This is a genomic window from Micromonospora sp. NPDC002296, assembly GCF_040296145.1.
Classification (GTDB): Bacteria; Actinomycetota; Actinomycetes; order Mycobacteriales; family Micromonosporaceae; genus Micromonospora.
Genome location: NZ_JBEOWQ010000001.1, coordinates 305,885 through 320,198 on the forward strand (window position 1 = coordinate 305,885; position 14,314 = coordinate 320,198).

At 72.9% G+C, this 14,314-nt stretch carries 18 protein-coding genes; 14 read left to right on the forward strand and 4 right to left on the reverse strand.

Annotation, left to right across the window (positions count from 1 at the left end):
• Nucleotides 1-26: 26 nt before the first annotated feature.
• Nucleotides 27-461, forward strand: coding sequence for a heat shock protein transcriptional repressor HspR (locus ABT023_RS01425; RefSeq protein ID WP_350880445.1), 435 nt, complete (start codon nt 27-29; stop codon nt 459-461).
• Nucleotides 462-620: 159 nt separating this feature from the next.
• On the forward strand, nt 621-842 hold the full coding sequence (locus ABT023_RS01430; RefSeq protein WP_350880447.1) for a hypothetical protein: 222 nt from the start codon (nt 621-623) through the stop codon (nt 840-842).
• Between the two features lie 75 nt (nt 843-917).
• Here ABT023_RS01430 and ABT023_RS01435 read toward each other — a convergent pair whose 3' ends face one another.
• The 3 genes from ABT023_RS01435 to ABT023_RS01445 form a co-directional block, all read right to left on the reverse strand.
• Nucleotides 918-1,349 (reverse strand): hypothetical protein, encoded by a 432-nt coding sequence (locus ABT023_RS01435; RefSeq protein WP_350880449.1) that lies wholly within the window; start codon nt 1,347-1,349, stop codon nt 918-920.
• Between the two features lie 174 nt (nt 1,350-1,523).
• A complete protein-coding gene (locus ABT023_RS01440) occupies nt 1,524-2,729 on the reverse strand; it encodes a cation:proton antiporter (protein ID WP_350880451.1) in 1,206 nt (401 codons plus the stop codon).
• Nucleotides 2,730-2,736: 7 nt separating this feature from the next.
• Nucleotides 2,737-3,237: a cation:proton antiporter regulatory subunit gene (locus tag ABT023_RS01445; protein WP_350880452.1), complete on the reverse strand. Its 501-nt coding sequence runs from the start codon at nt 3,235-3,237 to the stop codon at nt 2,737-2,739.
• Nucleotides 3,238-3,434: 197 nt separating this feature from the next.
• Between ABT023_RS01445 and ABT023_RS01450 the strand changes: the two genes are divergently transcribed.
• Nucleotides 3,435-4,367 (forward strand): beta propeller repeat protein, encoded by a 933-nt coding sequence (locus ABT023_RS01450; protein ID WP_350880454.1) that lies wholly within the window; start codon nt 3,435-3,437, stop codon nt 4,365-4,367.
• 106 nt (nt 4,368-4,473) lie between these two features.
• On the opposite strand, the gene ABT023_RS01455 is transcribed toward ABT023_RS01450, so the two are convergent.
• Entirely contained in the window at nt 4,474-4,692 is a 219-nt protein-coding gene (locus ABT023_RS01455) for a winged helix-turn-helix domain-containing protein (RefSeq protein ID WP_350880456.1), read from the reverse strand.
• A 306-nt stretch (nt 4,693-4,998) separates the two neighbouring features.
• Between ABT023_RS01455 and ABT023_RS01460 the strand changes: the two genes are divergently transcribed.
• From ABT023_RS01460 to ABT023_RS01510, 11 genes are all read left to right on the forward strand, one after another.
• Nucleotides 4,999-5,367, forward strand: a complete 369-nt coding sequence (locus tag ABT023_RS01460) for a DivIVA domain-containing protein (RefSeq protein WP_502890564.1) — start codon at nt 4,999-5,001, stop codon at nt 5,365-5,367.
• Complete coding sequence (locus tag ABT023_RS01465; protein ID WP_350880460.1) at nt 5,364-5,615, forward strand: hypothetical protein; 252 nt, start codon at nt 5,364-5,366, stop codon at nt 5,613-5,615. Before ABT023_RS01460 ends, ABT023_RS01465 begins: the two co-directional genes overlap by 4 nt.
• A 150-nt stretch (nt 5,616-5,765) precedes the next feature.
• Nucleotides 5,766-8,354 (forward strand): ATP-dependent chaperone ClpB, encoded by a 2,589-nt coding sequence (gene clpB / locus ABT023_RS01470; protein WP_350880462.1) that lies wholly within the window; start codon nt 5,766-5,768, stop codon nt 8,352-8,354.
• Between the two features lie 91 nt (nt 8,355-8,445).
• Nucleotides 8,446-8,817 (forward strand): hypothetical protein, encoded by a 372-nt coding sequence (locus tag ABT023_RS01475; protein ID WP_350880464.1) that lies wholly within the window; start codon nt 8,446-8,448, stop codon nt 8,815-8,817.
• Nucleotides 8,818-8,886: 69 nt separating this feature from the next.
• Nucleotides 8,887-9,768 (forward strand): hypothetical protein, encoded by an 882-nt coding sequence (locus tag ABT023_RS01480; protein ID WP_350880466.1) that lies wholly within the window; start codon nt 8,887-8,889, stop codon nt 9,766-9,768.
• Nucleotides 9,769-9,851: 83 nt separating this feature from the next.
• Nucleotides 9,852-10,484, forward strand: a complete 633-nt coding sequence (locus ABT023_RS01485) for a DUF4178 domain-containing protein (RefSeq protein ID WP_350880468.1) — start codon at nt 9,852-9,854, stop codon at nt 10,482-10,484.
• Between the two features lie 3 nt (nt 10,485-10,487).
• Nucleotides 10,488-10,991, forward strand: coding sequence for a DUF2617 family protein (locus ABT023_RS01490; RefSeq protein WP_350880470.1), 504 nt, complete (start codon nt 10,488-10,490; stop codon nt 10,989-10,991).
• Between the two features lie 55 nt (nt 10,992-11,046).
• Nucleotides 11,047-11,475 carry a DUF4247 domain-containing protein gene (locus ABT023_RS01495; RefSeq protein ID WP_350880472.1) on the forward strand — a complete coding sequence of 143 codons (429 nt, stop codon included), beginning with the start codon at nt 11,047-11,049 and terminating at the stop codon, nt 11,473-11,475.
• Nucleotides 11,476-11,509: 34 nt separating this feature from the next.
• Nucleotides 11,510-11,932, forward strand: a complete 423-nt coding sequence (locus ABT023_RS01500) for a DUF350 domain-containing protein (protein WP_350880474.1) — start codon at nt 11,510-11,512, stop codon at nt 11,930-11,932.
• Nucleotides 11,932-12,714, forward strand: coding sequence for a hypothetical protein (locus ABT023_RS01505; protein ID WP_350880476.1), 783 nt, complete (start codon nt 11,932-11,934; stop codon nt 12,712-12,714). The genes ABT023_RS01500 and ABT023_RS01505 overlap by 1 nt, the downstream gene beginning before the upstream one ends.
• Nucleotides 12,711-14,303: a polyamine aminopropyltransferase gene (locus ABT023_RS01510; protein ID WP_350880478.1), complete on the forward strand. Its 1,593-nt coding sequence runs from the start codon at nt 12,711-12,713 to the stop codon at nt 14,301-14,303. The genes ABT023_RS01505 and ABT023_RS01510 overlap by 4 nt, the downstream gene beginning before the upstream one ends.
• Nucleotides 14,304-14,314 lie beyond the last annotated feature (11 nt).

Genomic DNA, 14,314 nt, shown 5'->3' on the forward strand with positions numbered 1-14,314 from the left:
TGGAGTGCGTGCGGAGGTGAGCGGGGATGGTGGGAGAGTTCACCGGCTCGGATGACCCTGCCTACGAGGCCAAGGTCCTGATGATCTCGGTGGCGGCGCGGATGGCGGGGATGCATCCGCAGACGCTGCGCCAGTACGACCGGCTCGGCCTGGTGCAGGCCGGCCGGGCGGCCGGTGGAGGGCGCCGCTACAGCGTCCGGGACGTGGTGCTGCTGCGCGAGGTGCAGCGGCTCAGCCAGGACGAGGGGGTCAACCTGGCCGGGGTCAAGCGGATCATCGGCCTGGAGCGCCTGCTGGAGCATGCGCAGCAGCGGATCGCCCGGATGGAGGCGGAGCTCGACGCCGCGTACCGCCGGGTGGCCGAGCTGGAGTCGCTGGCCCGGTTTCCCGGTCGGGACCTGGTGCCCACCACCCGCACGTCCACCGCTCTGGTGGTCTGGCGCCCGCGCCGCGACCGCTGACCGCACAGTTCCACAGCTCCGGACCGTTCCACCGGCCCGGTCCGCTTCCCGGGTATCCCGGCGCGGACCGGGCCGTTCCGTTAACCTGTGAATCAGGCCCTATCCGCTCAATTCGGGCCAGAGGCACCGCTGGAACCACCGCACCGGCGAGGGGGGACCATGTCGGAACCGGCCAAGAAGGTGGCGCAGCAGGCGGAGGCGCGGCTCGACCGGATCGCGAAGTCCGCCCGGGAGCAGTTCAACAAGATCACCGAGAGTCGGTTCACCGACAGGATCAAGGACGGCCGGTTCGCCGACCAGGTCGACCACGGCGTCGACCAGGGGCGGGCCGACGTGCGGCGCGACCAGCGGGGCGAAGGGCGCGGCGGGTCGGCCGCCTGACGGCCGGTACGCCGACGTGCGGGCCGGGTTCCACGGGGGAACCCGGCCCGTTCGCGTGCCCGGGACGCGTGCGGCTCAGCCGATGCGGCGGTTCTCCCGGACCAGACCGCCCTCGCACCAGTCCCGGTAGGCGAACAGGTTCGGACGGGCCAGCAGCACCCGGCTGTTGTGCGCCCAGTTGTGCATCAGCTCGTCGCCGGCCCGTTCCGCCTGCTCGACCAGCTTGCGGAAGCGCCGCTTGGGATGGGCGCGGAAGTTCGTCCGGATGCTGTCGGCGGCGTAGATGTAGAGGCAGTGCAGCGCGAACCGGCGGGCCGGGCAGGCCGGGTCCATCGCCAGCTCGAAGAGCGTCTGCACGAGGTGGTCCCCGGCGACCAGCAGGTCCCAGTCCTGGGGCATCGAGGTCAGCGGCACGGAGTCCGGTTGGTAGGCCCACGCCCTCAGCTCCGCTGGAGAGGGGTCGACGGGGTTCGCGAAGCCGCGGAAGGTCGACTCCTGCACGCTCACCGGCCAACCTTCCGCTTGCGTACGCGAGGGGACCGGCCCGCCGCGGACTGGCTGCTGGGGCGAACGGTAGCCGGGGTCGCCGACCAGCGGAAGGGCTCCGCGGCACGAATTCGACAACCGATGGAACGGGTCGGGTCAGCCGTACGGCCGACCCGACCCGTTCCGGGTCGCGGATCAGTCGGCGCTGACCAGCGGCTCAGTGCGCTGGCGGAGGGCCCGCTGCCGCAGCCAGGTCTTGAACCATGCGAAGTCCGGCAGTCGGGCCAGCATCGGCCCGGTCACCACGGTGATCAGCACGTACGCCGTGGCCAGCGCGGCCAGCTTCGGCTCGACGCTGCCGGCGGCGACGGCGAGCCCGGCGATGACGATGGAGAACTCACCGCGTGGCACCAGGGCCAGTCCGGCCCGCCACCGTCCGGGCTCCTTGATCCCCACCCGCCGGGCGGCCAGGTACCCGGTCAGGGTCTTGGTGCCCATCGTCACCACGGCCAGCGCGAGCGCCGGCAGCAGCACGGGCGGGATGTCCCGTGGGTCGGTGACCAGCCCGAAGAAGACGAAGAAGACGGCGGCGAACAGGTCCCGAAGCGGGGAGAGCATCTCGGTGGCGTGGTGGGCCACCGGCCCGGACAGCGCGATGCCGACGAGGAACGCGCCGACCGCCGCCGACACCTGGAGCTTGGCCGCGATCCCGGCGACCAGCAGGGTCAGCCCGAGCACGCCGAGCAGCAGCGCCTCCGGGTCCTTCGCCGACAGGGCCGTGGAGATCAGGTGGCCGTACCGGATCGCCACCACGAGCACCAGCACCACGGTGCCGACCGCGACGCCGAGCGCGATGCCACCGCCGAGCAGGCCGCTGCCGGCCAGTACCGCGGTGAGCAGCGGCAGGTAGAGCGCCATCGCCAGGTCCTCGATGACCAGCACCGAGAGGATCACCGGCGTCTCCCGGTTACCGAGCCGGCCCAGGTCGGCCAGCACCTTGGCGATCACCCCGGACGAGGAGACCCAGGTGATGCCGCCGAGCACGATGGCGGCCACCCAGTCCCAGCCGAGCATGAAGGCGAAGGCCGCGCCGGGCAGCGCGTTGAGCACGCCGTCGATCAGCCCGGCGGGCGCCGCCGAGCGTAGGTTGCCGACCAGTTCGCCGGCCGAGTACTCCAGGCCGAGCATCACCAGCAGCAGGATCACGCCGATCTCCGCGCCGACGGCGAAGAACTCCTCGCTGGCGTTCAGCGGCAGTACACCGCCGTGCCCGAAGAGGAGCCCGGCGAGCAGGTAGAGGGGAATGGGTGAGAGGCCGATCCGCCGGCCGAGCCGCCCCAGCAGCCCAAGCAGGAAGAGCAGCGCACCGACCTCGATGAGCAGCGTTGTGGTTTCGTGCATCCGCGGCTCAGCCGTCCGGATCGTTGTCGGCGAGGATGGCCGTCACGCCGTCGAGCCCCTTGCGGGTCCCGACCACGACCACCACGTCACCGGCCGCGAAGCGGAAGGTCGGGTCCGGCGAGACGATCACCTCGCCGTGCCGCAGCACCGCAACGATGGAGGCGCTGGTCCGGGTGCGCGCCTTGGTGTCGCCGAGCCGCCTGTTGACGTACTTCGAGCCGGCCGGGATGGCGACCTGCTCGGTGAGTAGACCGGCGGCCTGCTCGCGGAGTCCGGAGAGCTGACCGAGCATCAGCGACGCGCCGAGGATGTCTGCCAATGCCTCCGCCTCGTCGTCGGTCAGGGGTATGTCGGCCTGACAGGAGTCGGGATCGTCCGGGTCATACAGGACAAGGTCACGACGGCCATTGCGGTGGGAAACCACGCCGAGCCGGCGGCCGGATTCCGTCACCAGATCGTGACGCATTCCGATTCCAGGGAGGGCAGTCTGTTCGACACGTACTCGCACGCGGGCAAGGCTACCGGCTGAGGGAGAGGTCGATGAATGGTCGGTTCCTCCGACGGGCGGTCGCTGGGCTGCTCTTACCGCTGGTGACGGGCTGTTCGATCGGTCCGGTCCGTCGCCCACCCCCGGACCGGACGGCCCCTCCGCCCGGTCCGGCGACCACCGCGCCGGCGTCGTCCCCCACGGCCTCCGACGTCGAGGTGCGCGAGGTCCGGGTCGCCGTCGACCAGCGGTACGACCTGCCGTACGTCGAGTTCGTCACCGCCGAGCGCGGGTACGCCCAGTTCAGCGGCTGCGGCCCTCCGGTGGACCGGAGTTGCCCGGCGCTGCTCTACTCCACCACCGATGGCGGGCGCACCTGGCGACGGCTCCGGCATCCGTACCCGCTTTCCGTGAACCCGCAGCTCTACGCCGTTCCGGGTGTGCTGGCGATCTTCGCCGACCCCCACGGCTGGTACACCTCCACCGACGGCGGCGTCACCTTCGCGCACACCGGCGGGGACCGGGCCCCCGTCGTGTGGCAGGCCGCCCAGGGCCGGTTCCAGCTCGACGAGGCCACCGGCCGGGCGGTTCGCTGGCAGGGGCGGCGGATGACGCCTCTGCCAGCCCAGCCGCCGGTGCCCGGCCTGCACGGTCTCGTCGAGACCCGTGGCCTGCTGGTGGCGGCCGGCGTCGACGGCGGGAGGCCGTACGCCGCGGTTTCCCCCGACGGCGGGCGGAGCTGGCAGCGGACGGCGGTGCCGGCCCCCGACGGCGAGGTCGGGATGCTGCGCCCGGTGGCCGGGCCGGACGGCGAGGCGAGGCTGATCGGCTGGCCACCGGACCGGACGGGGTTTCCCACCTTCTGGCGATACCTGGGCCGGTGGTTGCCCGTGCCCGCCGAGGGGCATCCGGCGCGGGCGCTCTCGGTGGTGCCCCTGACCACCGGCCGGTTCGCCGTCAGCGGCCCGGACGGCGTGGGCGTGGTCGCCGACGGCCGGTACGACCGGCTCGACTGGCCGGTCGGCCCCGAGCACCACCTGACCCTGCTGGACGACGGAACGGTGCTGGGCCGCGCCCCCGACGAGGTACTGCTGGCCTCGGGGCCGGTCGGCAGCCGCCACTGGGTGCGGGTGGTGCTGGAACCCGCCTGAGCGGCCGGTTCGTGCGGCTGGCGGCTGCCCGCAACGGTTGTGCCGCGCCGGTGAGGGCCCTATTTCACCGCCTGTGGAGCTGCCCCGTCTGCGCTACCAACCGCACCTACTGCTTCTCCGCCACGAAGACGCCCACCCCTTCGAGTGTCTCGGTCAGCCCGGTCGCTCGGAGGATCATCATGGCCTTCCCGACCACCGTGTCCGACACGCCGTACTCCTTGCAGAGTTGCGACCGACTCGGCAGCTTCGCGCCGGGAGGCCAGTCACCTGATTCGATCTTGCTACGTAGCTCGTCTGCGAGCACCTGGTACTGCTGCTTGGGCATGCACACTCCCCGGATGGCAAGCCCATTCGATCACGGCACCACCTCCAACCTCAAGCAATTGGGGGTTGGTCATTGACCTACAACCGGTACCGATTGTAGGTTGCTGTTGAACGCCCCCGGATGGCACTGAGGGCGCTCGACGAGGCGGGACGGCATTCCCCGGTTGACCGTCCCGACCTCCCGGTGGTCCTGCTCTCCTGCGGCTTGGCGGCTGTTGATAGCAGGGCCGGGCGGTCGGTCGGCCGTGTCGACCGACCGCCCCTCCCGGTATCGCACACCGAGTCGTCGAGGAAAGGACAGCCTGTGGTGTATGCACTTCTGCGATCCCTGCTCATCCGCCGGCACGCCGGGCCGTACTCGGCAGCCCACCGGCCCGCCGGTGCTGCCCGGCCCGTCGGGCACGGTCCGCGCAACCGGCCGCCGGCCGGCGCGTACCGCTCGTACCTTCCCCTGCGGCCCTGGCAGGTGCGGAGCCGGACCTTCACGCCGCGCCGGCGCGGCGCGGACCCGGTGGAGGTGGCCGAGTTCCTCGACCGGGTCGCCGCCGACCTGGCCGCCGCCTACGCGGCGCTGGCGCGCAGCCGCGAGGAGGTCGCCCGGATCAAGGCGGCGCTGCGGGAGTGGCAGTCCCGCCAGGCACCCGCCGCGCGTGACCTGGCCCGGCGGCGTCCGTGAGCCGCCGGTACGTCATCCATCTGCCGGTGACGGCGGCCGACCTGGCCCGCGCCAAGATCCTGGCCCGGACCGCCGTCCGCTCGCTGGCCATCGTCGCCCCGGTCGATCCCGGCGAGACCACCGTCTCGACCGAGGACGACCAGGGGGTACGCCACCGCGTGTTCTGCGACCGCCGGCTCGACGGCGGGCGGCGCTGCGTGCTGCGTGCCGACCACGAGACGCCCTGCGCCGCGCGCGTACCCCGCTGATCCGGGGCTGCGCCCACTCCTCGATCCGCCCGGTCCGGTGCCCCCGGATGCGCGCCGCAACGTGACCCAGCTCACACCCTCAGGGTTGAGCGGAATAGGCTCAACTCTGGTTGTGTCCTTCCTAGTGGACACGCCGATCCGGGGGAGCCCATGAACACGGAACGTCTTACCACCAAGAGCCGCGAAGCCATTACCGGTGCCGTCGCGCTGGCGAACCAGCGCGGCCACGCCACCGTGGAGCCCTGGCACCTGCTGCTGTCGCTGCTGGACACCGAGGGGTCGACAGCGGCGGGCCTGCTGCGCGCTGCCGGGGCCGACCCCGCCGAGCTGCGCCGGGCCGCCCAGCGCGCGGTCGACGGCCTGCCGGCGGCCAGGGGCTCCAGCCTCGCCGAGCCCACCCTGGCCCGCGAGTTCGTCAACGCCATCGGCGCCGCCGAGCAGATCGCCCGCCCGCTGGGCGACGAGTACACCTCGACCGAGCACCTGCTCGCCGGCCTGGCCCGGGTCGGCGGCGCGGTCGCCGGCGCGCTGAAGAACGCCGGCGCGACCGAGGAGAACCTGGTCGCCGCCTTCCCGACCGTCCGGGGCGGGGACCGGCGGGTCACCACCGCCGACCCGGAGCAGACCTACCAGGCACTGACCAAGTACGGCGTCGACCTGACCGCCAGCGCGCGGGACGGCAAGATCGACCCGGTGATCGGCCGGGACTCCGAGATCCGCCGGGTGATCCAGGTGCTGTCCCGGCGTACCAAGAACAACCCGGTGCTGATCGGCGAGCCCGGCGTCGGCAAGACGGCGATCGTCGAGGGGCTGGCCCAGCGGATCGTGGCCGGCGACGTGCCCGAGTCGCTGCGGGGCAAGAAGCTGGTCTCGCTCGACCTCGGCGCGATGGTGGCCGGCGCGCAGTACCGGGGGCAGTTCGAGGAGCGGCTGAAGTCGGTGCTGGAGGAGATCAAGAACTCCAACGGCCAGGTCATCACCTTCCTCGACGAGCTGCACACCGTCGTCGGTGCCGGCAAGGGCGAGGGCTCGATGGACGCCGGCAACATGCTCAAGCCGATGCTGGCGCGCGGCGAGCTGCGGATGGTCGGCGCGACCACCCTCGACGAGTACCGCGAGCACATCGAGAAGGACCCGGCCCTGGAGCGTCGCTTCCAGCCGGTGCTGGTCGGCGAGCCGACCATCGAGGACACCATCGGCATCCTGCGCGGCCTCAAGGAGCGCTACGAGGTGCACCACGGGGTACGGATCACGGACGCCGCCCTCGTCGCCGCCGCCTCCCTGTCCGACCGGTACATCACCGAGCGATTCCTGCCGGACAAGGCCATCGACCTGGTCGACGAGTCCGCGTCCCGGTTGCGCATGGAGATCGACTCCCGGCCGGTCGAGGTGGACGAGATCGAGCGGGCGGTGCGCCGGCTGGAGATCGAGGAGATGGCGCTGGCCAAGGAGCCGGATGCCGCCTCCGTGGAGCGGTTGGAGCGGCTGCGCAAGGAGTTGGCCGACAAGCGCGAGCAGCTCACCGCGCTGTCCGAGCGCTGGCATGTGGAGAAGGACCACATCACCCGGCTCTCCACGGCCAAGGAGGAGCTGGAGCGGCTCGGCGGCGAGGCCGAGCGGGCCGAGCGCGACGGCGAGCTGGAGCGGGCCGCCGAGCTGCGCTACGGCCGGATTCCCGCACTCAACGCCGACCTGGCGAAGGCAGAGGAGGAGCTGGCCCGGCTCCAGGCCGAGGGCGCGATGCTCAAGGAGGAGGTCGGCGCGGACGACATCGCAGCCGTGGTCGCCTCCTGGACCGGCATCCCCGCCGGCCGGCTGCTGGAGGGCGAGACCGCCAAGCTGCTCCGGATGGAGGAGTCGCTGGGCTCGCGGGTCGTCGGCCAGTCCGAGGGCGTCGCCGCCGTCTCCGACGCGGTCCGCCGGGCCCGGGCCGGCGTCGCCGACCCGGACCGCCCGACCGGCAGCTTCCTGTTCCTCGGCCCGACCGGCGTCGGCAAGACCGAGCTGGCCAAGGCGCTCGCGGAGTTCCTCTTCGACGACGAGCGAGCCATGGTGCGCATCGACATGAGCGAGTACGGCGAGAAGCACTCCGTCGCCCGGCTCGTCGGCGCCCCGCCCGGGTACGTGGGCTACGAGGCGGGCGGCCAGCTCACCGAGGCGGTGCGCCGCCGGCCGTACTCGGTGATCCTGTTGGACGAGGTGGAGAAGGCCCACCCCGACGTGTTCGACGTGCTGCTCCAGGTGCTCGACGACGGTCGGCTCACCGACGGCCAGGGCCGCACGGTGGACTTCCGCAACGCGATCCTGATCCTCACGTCCAACCTCGGGTCGTCGGTGATCAGCGACCTGACGATGGCCGAGGAACAGCGCCGGGAGGGCGTCCTCGCGGTGGTCCGGTCGCACTTCAAGCCGGAATTCCTCAACCGGCTCGACGACATCGTGGTCTTCGCCGCGCTGCACGGGGACGACCTGCGGGCCATCGTGGACATCCAGCTTGAGCGGATGCGTCGGCGGCTGGCCGACCGCCGGCTCGGACTGGAGATCACCGAGGCCGCCCGCGGCTGGCTCGCCGAGCACGGGTACGACCCGATCTACGGGGCCCGCCCGCTGCGCCGGCTGGTGCAGTCCGCCATCGGCGACCAGCTCGCCAGGGCGCTGCTCTCCGGCACGGTCCGCGACGGCGACACGGTGCGGGTCGACCTGGCCGACGGCAGGGACGGCCTGACCGTCACCGCCTGACGCCGCCGCCGAGGTGTCGGAAGGGGCCCCCGGTGCAACGTTCTGGCGTTGACAGGGGGCCTTTTCGCCCGATCGGGGTATGGAGGTGGGCATGTTCGGACGCGGAAACAAGGAGCTCGACGCGGCGGTGCGGGAGCTGGCGAAGGCCGACACCCTCGCGTTCGGCGGGGTGGGCATCGCCGGCACGCTGTTGCCGGTGACCGAGGCGTACCGGGAGGTCGAGCGGCAGCTCGACACGCACCCGGAGCAGGCCCGGCGGAAGGTCGACCGGCTGCTGGAACACGGCTCGCCAGCCGGTCGGGCGTACGCGGCGACGCTGCTCGGCCGGGTCGACCCGGCGGGCGCGCGGGCGGCGTGGGAGTCACTGCGCGACGAGCCGGACGAGTTCACCACCTTCAGCGGCTGCGTCATGGGCCGGAGCCGGCTGGGCGAGTACGCCGCCGTCCGGCTCGCCGAGGGCTGATCGACCAGTCGGGTCGACGCTGACCGATCGGGGCTGACACCCACCGGCCGCTGGCCGTACGGTCCTGCCATGACCGCACCCGTGGCCGCCCCGGTCCGTCCGCCCCGACCGACCTCGGTCGTCGTCGCCTGCTGGCTCCAGATCGTCACCGTGCTGATCCTGCTCGGACTGGTCGCCCTGGTCGTGTTCGAGGCGGTGCGCTTCGACGGCGAGATCAGCCGGGTGGCCCGGCTGGTGTCGGACGCCGACCCGGCCGAGGTACGGGGCGAGCGGGAGGGGAACGTCTTCGGCGCCCTCTTCATGGGCATTCCCGTCCTGCTGCTCGCCGGCTGGCTCGCCGGCACCGCACTACCGCTGCTCCGGGGTCGGAATGTCGCACGCATCCTGGTCTTCGTCTCCGGCGGCGGGCAACTGCTGCTCTGTTTCGGTCAGGCGTGCTCCGGCGCGCTGGTGCTTCCGATCATCTTCGCGCTCGGGTTCTCCGCCGAGCCGGACGTCGAGGGGGAGCCGTTCCCCGACGAGGACTTCTGGCAGGAGTCGACATTCATGGAGACCCTGTACGACCGGCAGGGGCCCCACGAGGCGGTGATCTTCCCGATCATCGGGATCAGCGCGCTGACCGTGCTGCTGCTCACCGCGACAGTGGTGCTGCTGCTCTCCCTGCCGCCCGCGAACCGGTACTTCCGCCCTCGGGCGCAGCCGCCGGCCGGCCCGGTGCCTTACGTCGGCTGGCCCGCCGCCCCGGTCCCGCCGGTCGCACCGGCGGGAGCCTGGGTGCCGGCCGGGTACCCGGTCCCGTCGGGGTACCTGATCTGCCCCGACCCGGCCCTGCACCTCGCCCACCCCCCGACGTCGCCCGGCCCGGCCGGTCCGGCGTCAGTGCCGCCCGGTTCGACCCCCGCGCCGGCCGGGCCCCCGGTCCCCGATCCGCCCGCAGCGCCCGGTAGCTGATTCCCTACTCAGCGATCGCGAGGTTCCCCGACGTGCGCAGGGTTGTTACCGTCTCCGCCGACGCAACTGGGGAGGCGATCGGATTGAACGGATCGGTGGCGTATCTGGTGGCGGCGGCAGGCTGCCTCATCGCGGTGGCCGGGATCGTCGTCGCCGTGGTGGCGGTTCGGCGGGGCCGGACCAAGCAACCCCGGCACCCCGGGCCGAGCGACCCGTTCCGCGACCGGGACGCCGACGCGTTGCGGGGCGACCCGCGCCGGCTGAGCCCCGGCGACATCGTCGAGATCCGCGGGACGTCGTACGCGGTGCGCGGCTCGGTGCTGCTCAAGGAGGGCAGCTGGACCTGGTCGGAGCACCTGCTCGACGACGCCGGCGGCGGCCAGCTCTGGCTCTCCGTCGAGGAGGACCCGGACCTGGAGCTGGTGTTCTGGACGACCGACCCGGCGCTCACCCTCACCCCGGGCGCGCCGACCGTCGACCTCGACGGCCACCGGTACACCAGCAACGAGTCCGGGCACGCGCTCTTCACCGGCACCGGGACCACCGGCCTCGACCCGTCCGGCGCCATGCGCTACCACGACTACCGGGGCCCGGGTGCCCTCCGGCTCTCCTTCGAGGCGTACGGCAACGCCGCGTGGGAGGTGGCGCGGGGCGAGGTGCTGCACCGCGCAGAAGTGATGATCTACCCGCAGGCCGGCCCCGGGAAGGTGAGCTGACCCGTGCTGGTCACCCTCGACACCCCGTACGTCGACACCAGCGCCGCCGACCTCAGCCTCGCCCTCGGCGACGCGGAGCGCCCCGCGCTGCACGTGCTCGACCTCGACCTGCCCGCCGGTGTCCGGCTGCGGCTGCGCCTGCTCGGCGCCTCCCACCAGGTGGTGCTCCGTGCGGCGGGCGCCGAGCTGACCGAGACCGTGGCCTGCCTGCCGGGCAGCCCGCCCGAGCTGCCCGCCACGAGGCTGGACGAGGCGAACGGCTACCGGTTCACCGCCACGGTGCTCCGGCCGGCCGGAACGGAGCTCAGCGACCGGGTCGCCGCGCTCCGCGCGGAACTGGCCGGCGACCCGTACGCCCTGGTCGGGGTCTTCCCGGGCGACGCGGACGCGGTGACCGCCCTCGCGGTTCGGCCGGACCAGCCGGACGGGACGGTCTCCTGGCGCACCTGGCACGCGTACCCCCAGACCAACGAGCTGGTCCTGACCGAGACGGTGGTTTCCCTGTGATCGCGAGGAGTGAGTCGGGTTTGCGAGCCCCGCAGTCGGGAACGGAGGCGACCCTGTGAAGACGTACCGACCCTGGTTCGTGGTGGGAGCGGCGGTCGCCGTGATCGGTGCGCTGATCGCCGCCTTCGCGATCTTCTACGGCAACTTCTCCCCGCGTGGCTACGTGGAGGACAGGTACACCCGGGCGGCGAGCCGGGACATCGGCGGGAACGCCGCCGCGTACACCTCGTCGAAGTCGCCCAGCCAGGTCGCCGACGAGATGACCGACGCCTGGAAGCCGGCCGACCAGTACATCGACGGCAGCGGCGTCTACCTGCGCTACGACGACGACTCGGTGGTGATCCTGCCGATCGCCGCCGGCTCGGTGATCCTGCTCGAACGCATGACCACCGCCTACCCCCGCTACCACTCGACCGTCGGGTCGCACTGGGGCTGGGGACGCGGCAGCACCGTCCGGGGCGGCGGCCCCGGCACCGGCAAGTAGCCCGACGACCGACCCCTCACCCTGGAGCCCTCCTGTGCAGAACCTCGTCATCGATCTGCTGGTCACCCTCGCCTACGGCGTGGTCGGCGTCGTCCTGATGGGCATCGGCTACGGGTTGGTCGACGTGGCCACCCCCGGCAAGCTCCACGAGCTGATCTGGACCGAGCGCAACCGCAACGCGGCGCTGTTGCTCTCCTCCAACCTGCTCGGCGTCGGCACCATCGTGGTCGCGGCGATCGTGGCCAGCGAGGACGACTTCGTCATCGGTCTGGTCGGCGCGGCGGCGTACGGGATCGTCGGCCTGGTCATCATGGCCGCCGCGTTCCTGCTGCTCGACGCGGTGACCCCGGGCCGGCTCGGTGAGCTGCTCGTCGACCCGGAGCCGCACCCCGCCGTGTGGGTGTCGGCCGTGGTGCACCTCGCCACCGGCGCGATCATCGCCGCCGCGATCAGCTGATGGCCTCCGCAGCTCACCGGGGCGGCGGCCGGCCGGGCAAGCCGACGGCGAAGGCGTCGTCCTCGGCCGCCTCCGGCTGGATCGTCGGCCTGGTCACCGTCATCGTGGTCGGTGGCTGCATCGGCATCGGCGTCCTCAACGGCGACTCCGGCGGCACCACCGTTCCCGCCCCGGCGGCCGACGAGCGTGTCGACACCGTGCCGATCCTCGCGCAGGCCGCCACCAGCCAGGGCATCTGCTACGGCTGGCGGCTGGAGAGCTACTACGGCTCCGCGGTCAGCGTCGGCTCCAACCTCGGCGACGGGGTGGCCGTGGTCGACAACCCGGCCTGCCCGCGCTGGGTCGAGGTGACCGCCGAGGTCAGGTACACCTCGGAGAGCAGCGAGAGCAGCGACTCGGCGACCGTCGACGTGACCGGCTCGACCGACATCGACCGCTCCGACCTGTACGCCGTGGAGAACGGGCTGCGCCGGTTCGGGCTGGACGAAGACGCCTTCGTCGACGACCCCGGCTGGGCGGTCTGCCGGGCGGCCGTGGCGCTGCCCCTGCTGATGGTCGAGGCCGGCGTGGCCGAGCCCGCCGCCACCCCGGCCGCCGCGCCGGGCTCCTCGGCGTCTCCGCTGCCGGCCGCCGGCAGCGACTTCTGGCGGGACCGGTGGGGCTGGCTGCTCGCCACCGCCGGGCTGCTGCTGGTCGCCGCGCTGCTGTTCACCGTCGGGTTCGTGCGGCGCAGTAGGCAGCGCGCCCAGGCGCCCGCCGGGCGTACCCGGGGGAAGGCGTGACCACCGAGGCGCCGGCGGCGGCCGACGGCGGCCCCGCCGCCCGGCCGCGCTGGCGGCTGTCCCGCGCGGCGGTGCTGGTCGCGGTCTTCGTCTGCGCCGCCTGCGGCCTGGTGTACGAGCTGGCCCTCGTCGCGCTCGGCAGCTACCTGATCGGCGACACCGTCGGCCAGGCGTCGATCGTGCTCGGCGTGATGGTCTTCGCGATGGGCGTCGGCGCGCTCGCCGCCAAGCCGTTGCAGTCCCGGGCCGCCGCCGCGTTCGCGTTGGTCGAGCTGGCCCTGGCCCTGCTCGGCGGGCTGTCGGTGCTCGGCCTGTACGCCGCCTTCGCCTGGCTGGACCTGTACGGCCCGGCGCTGGTCGGCACCGCGTTCGTGCTCGGCCTGCTGATCGGCGCGGAGATCCCGCTGCTGATGGTCATGCTGCAACGCATCCGGGAACAGTCCGCCGGCAGCGCGGTGGCCGACCTGTTCGCCGCCGACTACGTCGGCGCACTGCTCGGCGGGCTCGCCTTCCCGTTCCTGCTGATGCCCGTCTTCGGCCAGCTCAAGGGCGCCCTGGTGGTCGGCGCGGTGAACGCGGTGGCCGGCGTCGCGCTGGTCTGCACGGTGTTCCGCGCCGAGCTGAGCCGCCGGGCGCGGATCGCGGTCGGCGCCGGCTCCGTCGTGGTGGCCCTCTGCCTCGGGTACGCGTGGATCACGGCCCACGACTTCGAGGTGACCGCCCGGCAGCAGCTCTACCGGGACCCGGTGGTGCACGCCGAGCGCAGCCGGTACCAGGAGATCGTGCTCACCCGCTCGGTGCGGGAGGCCGGCCACGCCGACACCGACCTGCGGCTGTTCCTCAACGGCGACCTCCAGTTCAGCTCGGTCGACGAGTACCGCTACCACGAGGCGCTGGTGCACCCCGCGCTGAACGGCCCCCGCGGCGAGGTGCTGGTGCTCGGGGCCGGGGACGGGCTCGCGGTCCGGGAGATCCTGCGCTACCCCGACGTGCGCCGGGTGACCGTGGTCGACCTCGACCCGGCCGTGGTGGCGCTCGCCCGCAGCGAGCCGCAGCTGCGCCGGCTCAACGGCGACGCGTTCGCTGACCCCCGGGTGCGGGTGGTCAACGTCGACGCGTTCGGTTGGCTGCGCGCCGCCACCGAGCGGTTCGACGTGGTGGTCGCCGACCTGCCCGACCCGGACGAGACGGCCACCGCCAAGCTCTACACCGTCGAGTTCTACGAGCTGATCCGGGCGGTGCTCGCCGAGCGCGGGCGGCTGGTCGTGCAGTCCGGCTCGCCGTACTTCGCGCCCCGGTCGTACTGGTCGATCGAGGCGTCGGTGCGGGAGGCCGGCTTCGCCACCGTGCCGTACCACGTCGACGTGCCGAGCTTCGGCGACTGGGGGTTCGTGCTCGCCGCGCCGGGGGGCACCCCGCCGGGGCTGGCGCTGCCGGCCGACGCGTCCGGGCTGCGCTTCCTCACCGCCGGGACGCTGGCGTCGGCCGCGAACTTCCCCGCCGACCGGAGCCGGATCGAGCTGCCCGCCTCGACCCTGCTGCGGCCCCGCGTGCTGGAGTACGCCCGCGCCGAGTGGCGCGGCTACTAGGGTCGTTGCCA